This window comes from Dietzia sp. DQ11-44 (assembly GCF_014145205.1).
Classification (GTDB): domain Bacteria; phylum Actinomycetota; class Actinomycetes; order Mycobacteriales; family Mycobacteriaceae; genus Dietzia; species Dietzia natronolimnaea.
In genome coordinates, this window is record NZ_JAALEC010000438.1 from 1 (window position 1) to 5,336 (window position 5,336).

At 72.2% G+C, this 5,336-nt stretch carries 5 protein-coding genes; 4 read left to right on the forward strand and 1 reads right to left on the reverse strand.

The features are described from left to right. Window positions 1-43: 43 nt before the first annotated feature. On the reverse strand, window positions 44-580 hold the full coding sequence (locus G6018_RS11405) for a gamma-glutamylcyclotransferase (protein WP_182639648.1): 537 nt from the start codon (window positions 578-580) through the stop codon (window positions 44-46). Between the two features lie 153 nt (window positions 581-733). Between G6018_RS11405 and G6018_RS11410 the strand changes: the two genes are divergently transcribed. The 4 genes from G6018_RS11410 to G6018_RS11425 form a co-directional block, all read left to right on the forward strand. Next, the gene (locus tag G6018_RS11410) at window positions 734-2,140 is read left to right on the forward strand and encodes an NAD(P)H-quinone dehydrogenase (RefSeq protein WP_179524756.1); all 1,407 of its coding nucleotides are present in this window, start codon (window positions 734-736) and stop codon (window positions 2,138-2,140) included. Window positions 2,141-2,240: 100 nt separating this feature from the next. Further along, complete coding sequence (locus G6018_RS11415) at window positions 2,241-3,266, forward strand: iron ABC transporter substrate-binding protein (protein ID WP_179524757.1); 1,026 nt, start codon at window positions 2,241-2,243, stop codon at window positions 3,264-3,266. 55 nt (window positions 3,267-3,321) lie between these two features. Continuing rightward, complete coding sequence (locus G6018_RS11420) at window positions 3,322-4,881, forward strand: iron ABC transporter permease (protein ID WP_259846280.1); 1,560 nt, start codon at window positions 3,322-3,324, stop codon at window positions 4,879-4,881. Beyond that, window positions 4,878-5,336: ATP-binding cassette domain-containing protein (locus G6018_RS11425; protein WP_182639649.1), on the forward strand; the 459-nt coding region annotated here is incomplete at its 3' end. The genes G6018_RS11420 and G6018_RS11425, both read left to right, overlap by 4 nt.

Sequence of the window (5,336 nt, forward strand, 5' to 3'; positions counted from 1 at the left end):
CGGAGACACGGGGGTGGGCGGCAGGGGGACGGACGGCACGACGCTAGGCGCCCGGGCCCACGTTGCGGGATTCCCGGGTGCGCAGCTGCCGCACGTAGGAGTCGGGGGCACCCGCGCACTCGGCCGCGTCCGCCAACAGTCCGAGGTAGCGCGCCGACGGCAGGCCCCCCTCGAAGGCGTCCATGACGTACAGCCAGACCAGCTCGGTGCCCTCGGGCGCGGTGGGGGAGGGCGAGGCGACCGCGAACTCGGACTCCTGGGCCCCCACCGGGGGGCCGGGGGGGACGGTGGGACGGCGCTCCATCCGGACCCGGATCTTCCGGGCCGGGATCCGGTCCGTGCCCTCCCATCGGTCGAGGGCGCGGGCGTCCTCGTCGGGGACGTCGTAGAGCACCACGAACACCCTCGACTCGGGGTCCTCGACCACGGTGGCCACGGCGCCCTCCCACGTGGGGTCCTCGCCCGCGAAGGTCAGGCGCCAGCCCTCCAGCCAACCGGTTCCGGCGAACGGGGAGTGCGGCGCGCGGGCGTTCATCTGTTCGGGATGCATGTTGGTCCCGTACGCGGCGTAGAGAGGCACGGCGACCAGAGTAGTCCCTGGCGCCGGGTGTGGCCCCGGCGTCCTCCGGCCGCGTGCCGCCGGTTCGACTACCGTGTACGGCGGACGCGACGCGGTCCACCACAGTGGCCCGCGGCGCCCGGCCCCGACCCCGTGACCCGTGGAGGACCACCTGTGACCCAGCGCATCATCATCATCGGCGGCGGACCCGCCGGTTACGAGGCCGCGCTGGTGGCCGCGCAGTACGGTGCGGACGTCACGATCGTGGACGCCGAGGGGATCGGCGGCAACTGCGTGCTGACCGACTGCGTGCCGTCCAAGACGTTCATCGCCACCACGGGTGTGCGCACCGACATGCGTCGCGCCGAGGAGATGGGCGTCGAGATGCACTTCGACCCCACCGCGTACCGGCTCGGCCAGGTCAACGGTCGGGTCAAGTCCCTGGCCCGCGCCCAGTCCGCCGACATCAGGTCCCAGCTCCAGCGCGAGGGCGTGCGACTGCTCTCGGGGACCGCGCGACTGCACGACTCGCAGCCGGGCATGGCGTCGCACCGCGTCCACGTGTCGCTGGACGGCGGCCGGGAGAAGATCCTCGACGCGGACGTGGTCCTGGTCGCCACCGGGTCCAACCCGCGCATCCTCTCCGGCGCCGAGCCGGACGGGGAGCGGATCCTGACCTGGCGGCAGCTCTACGACCTCACCGAACTCCCCTCCCACCTGGTGGTCGTGGGTTCCGGTGTGACCGGCGCCGAGTTCGTCTCCGCGTTCACCGAGATGGGCGTCAAGGTCACCATGGTGTCCAGCCGCGACCGTGTGCTGCCCCACGAGGACGCCGACGCGGCGCTGGTGCTGGAGGAGGCGCTCAGCGAGCGTGGCGTCTCGCTGGTCAAGCACGCGCGTGCGGACGCGGTCGAACACCACGAGGACGGGATCATCGTCCGACTGGGCGACGGCCGGACCGTCAAGGGTTCGCACGCACTGATGTGCGTCGGTTCGGTTCCCAACACCGGCGACCTCGGGTTGGAGAGCGCCGGCATCGAGGTCCAGCGCAGCGGTCACATCAAGGTCGACCGCGTCTCGCGGACCACCGCCGCCGGCATCTACGCGGCGGGCGACTGCACCGATCTGTTCCCGTTGGCCTCCGTCGCGGCGATGCAGGGCCGGATCGCGATGTACCACGCGCTGGGCGAGGGGGTCAGTCCCATCAAGCTCCGCACCGTGGCCTCGGCGGTGTTCACACGGCCCGAGATCGCCACCGTGGGAATCTCCCACGCGCAGATCGAGAGCGGTGAGGTCCCCGCCCGCGTCGAGGTGTTCCCGCTGGCGGGCAATCCGAGGGCCAAGATGCGCAGTCTGCGCCGCGGTTTCGTCAAGCTGTTCTGCCGCCCCGCCTCGGGTGTGGTCATCGGAGGGGTGATCGTGGCGCCGACCGCCTCCGAGCTCATCCTGCCCGTCTCCGTGGCCGTGCGGAATCAGCTCACCGTGGGTGACCTCGCGGGGTCGTTCTCCGTCTATCCCTCGATGACCGGGTCGATCACCGAGGCCGCCCGGCAGCTCATGCGGCACGACGACCTGGACTGATCCCGGGCCGGTGGACCGGCCTGAGCGCCAGGATAAGTTTAGGCTAAGCTCACACCCGGTGCCCGTGACGCGGCACCGGGACTGTGAGGGAGGAACCGTGATGATGCGACGCCGCCTGGCCGCGATCGCCGCTGCCGGTTCGCTCGTGGTGGGTCTGGCGGCCTGCACCACGGACGGCGCCGGAGACGACTCGGACGCGTTGGTGGTCTACTCGGGCCGCAGCGAGAACCTCGTCGGCCCGCTGCTGGCCCAGATCGAGGAGAACACCGGCATCGACCTGGAGGTGCGGTACGCGAGCACCCCCGAGATGGCGGCGCAGATCGCCGAGGAGGGCGAGGCCAGCCCGGCCGACATCTTCTTCTCCCAGGACGCCGGCGCGCTGGGTGCGTTGTCCAAGGAGGGCCTGCTCACGCGGCTCGACGAGGCGACGGTCGCACAGGTCCCCGCCGAGTACCGGGCCACCGACGGGACGTGGGTCGCCACGAGCCTCCGCGCCCGTGTCCTGGTCTACGACTCCGAGGTGCTCGAGGAGTCCGAGGTGCCGGACACCATCGACGCCCTCACCGAGCCGGAGTGGCGGGGCAAGGTCGGCTACGCCCCCACCAACGCCTCGTTCCAGTCGTTCGTCACCGGGCTGCGGGTCGACCGCGGCGACGAGGCGGCCGAGCAGTGGCTCCGCGACTTCCTGGCCAACGAGCCGAGGACCTACGACAACAACGTGGCCCTCCTCGAGGCCGCCGACACCGGCGAGGTCGAGCTCGGGCTCACCAACCACTACTACTGGTACAACACCGCCCAGGAGAAGGGCGAGGAGAACATGCGGGCCCGGGTCCACTACCTGACCAAGGGCGACCCCGGCGCACTGGTCAACGTGGCCGGCGTCGGCGTGCTGGCCTCCACGGACCGGCCCGAGGACGCCCTGCGCGTGGTGGAGGAACTCCTCGGCGAGCAGGCCCAGCTCTACTTCCTCGAGGAGGACAGCGAGTACCCGGTGGTGCCGGGCATCACCTCGGAGGCCGTCGGCCTGCCCCCCCTCGAGACCCTGGGAGGCCCCGACATCGACCTCGGGGACCTCGACGGGCTCGAGCAGACCCAGCAGATGCTCACGCGCGTGGGCATGATCTGACGGGTCCGTCATAGACGTCCGTTCCCGTCTGCGTGGCGGTCGCCCCCTCCTCGGGGTGGCCGCCACTCTGGCGTGCTCCGCGGCCCTCATCCCGCTGGTCTATCTGATCATCCGGGCGGGGGAACGGGGCCCGGCCTACGCCATCGAGGTGGTCCGGTCCGGTCGGTCAGCCGAACTGCTGGTCAACACGGTCGTGCTGGTGGTCCTGGTCACCGCGGCCAGCGTCGTGGTGGGTGTCGCGCTCGCGTGGTTGACGGTGAGGACGGATCTCCCCGGGGCCCCGGTGGTCGGCGCACTGCTCTGCGTGCCACTGGCGATGCCCTCCTACGTCCTCGGCTACCTGTGGGTCGCGGACTTCCCGCAGTTCCTCGGCCTGCCCGGCTCCGTCATCGTGTTGACGATCTCCTGCTATCCGTACGTCTTCCTCCCCGCGGCCGCGGCGCTGCGGGCCGTGGACCCCGGGCTGGAGGAGGTGGCCCGGACGCTGGGGCGCGGATCGGTCAGGGCCGTACTCGGGGTGACGTTGCGTCAGATCCGGCCCGCGGTCGCCGCGGGGGCGCTGCTGGTGGCGCTGTACACGCTGTCCGACTTCGGGGCCGTGGCCATGCTGCGGTACGAGGCGTTCACCGTCGGGATCTACCACAGCTACCGCGCCTCGTTCGACCGGGTGCCCGCGGCGGTGCTGGCCTGCGTGCTCATCCTGGTGGCGCTGGTGGTGATGGTGGGAGAGCGGCGGGCCCGACGGGGCGAGGTCGCCAGGGTCGGTGCCGGTGTGGACTCCCTTCCCGACCGGGTCCCGCTCGGGCGGTTCAGAACGCCGGCGCTCGTGGTCGTCGGATTCGTCCTGACCGGTGGCGTCCTCGCCCCGCTCGTCGGGCTGGTCCGGTGGGTGCGGGCCGCCGCCGAGGTGGACGTGGCGTGGGGACCGGTCCTCGCGGCGGCGGCCACCACCGCGGGGGTGTCGGGCATCGCCGCGCTCGTGACGATCGTGTTGGCCCTGCCCATCGGCATCCTCGCGGCCCGGTCGAACGGCCCGGTCGCCCGGGCCACCGAGGCGGTCGCCCAGATCGGATTCGCGCTCCCCGGGATCACGGTCGGGTTGGCCGTGGTGTTCGTGGGGATCCGGCTGGTCCCCGGCCTGTACCAGCAGTTGCCGATGCTCGTGTTCGGGTACGTGGTGCTGTTCCTCCCGCTCGCCGTGGGCGTGGTCCGGTCCGCGATCGGCGCGATCCCGACCGCGCTCGAGGACGCCTCGGGAGCGTTGGGCTCCGGCCGGTTCCGGACCTTCCTCCGCGTCGTCGCCCCACTATCGATGCCGGGTGTCCTCGCGGGGGGCAGCCTGGTGTTCCTCAGCGTGGCCAAGGAACTGCCCGCGACCCTTCTCCTGCGCCCCACGGGGACGGAGACACTGGCCTCCGCGATGTGGGCCCACACCGAGGTGGCGGCGTACTCCCAGGCCGCTCCCTATGCCGCGATGCTCGTGGCCGTGGCCGTGATCCCCGCCGCGGTCCTCGGCAGGTCGTTCGGGTGGGGCGCGGGAGGGTCCGGGCGAGGCGTCCCGGCACGGACCGCCATCGCGGCCCGTTCGGAGGAGACTCAGGTGGGTGCCACATGACGGTGAGGAAGCGCCCCGGCGGCGTGCTCGAGCTCCGCGGCGTGACCGGTGGGTACGGGGGCACCACCGTCGTCCGGGACCTCGATCTGACAGTGGGCTCCGGTGAGGCGCTGGCCGTTCTCGGTGCGTCCGGGTCGGGCAAGACCACCGTGCTGCGCATGATCGCCGGGCTGCACCCGGTCTCGGCGGGACGCATCCTCGTCGACGGCCGCCGCGTGGACCCACTGCCCGCCCAGCACCGCGGGATTGGACTGGTCCCCCAACAGGGCGCCCTGTTCCCGCACCTGTCCGTGGCCCGGAACGTCGGGTTCGGACTCGTACCGGTCGATCCCGTGGCGCGGTGGCGCAGCCGCGCCGAGCGGGCGGCCCGGGTCCGTGAGGTCCTCGAGTTGGTGGGGCTGGCGGACCGGGCCGACGAGCGTCCCTCCCGGCTGTCCGGCGGGCAGCAACAGCGG